The sequence below is a fragment of the Xanthomonas pisi DSM 18956 genome, assembly GCF_001010415.1.
Taxonomy (GTDB): domain Bacteria; phylum Pseudomonadota; class Gammaproteobacteria; order Xanthomonadales; family Xanthomonadaceae; genus Xanthomonas; species Xanthomonas pisi.
On sequence record NZ_JPLE01000336.1, the window covers coordinates 1 to 417 of the forward strand.

Genomic DNA, 417 nt, shown 5'->3' on the forward strand with positions numbered 1-417 from the left:
GTGAACGGTGCGCTGACGGTAAGGTCTTTAATAGTCAGAAGTGTGTTGAATCGCTCGGCCTGAAGATTCATAGCGACATGCGTTGATACGTTAAGGATTGCACCAACAACTTCCTCCACTGCGTAGCCTGCAAACAAGGGGAGAATCTGGTTGACAAGCTTAAGCTCGTTTTCAACACGAAGCTTTTGTGCTTCTTCAACGGTCATCATTTTTGGTTCGTTCATTTTTATTCCTTAACAAATTCAGAGTAGTGTTTGGCCGCAGCCGCTTGATGGTGAGCCATGACTCCTTGAAGGGTCGGAAGCTCTGCTGGTTTAGGTTCTAACGACTTTAACAGACATTCAACCTCGATGTTCAATTCTTCGCTTTGCATAAATCACCTCTGCTTCAGTTCATAAAATGATTATAGTTGCTATG

At 43.9% G+C, this 417-nt stretch carries 1 protein-coding gene; it reads right to left on the reverse strand.

Features of this window, described 5'->3' with window-relative positions; translation table 11 throughout:
• Positions 1 to 224: hypothetical protein (locus Y887_RS18160; protein ID WP_157004371.1), on the reverse strand; the 224-nt coding region annotated here is incomplete at its 3' end.
• Between the last annotated feature and the right edge of the window lie 193 nt (positions 225 to 417).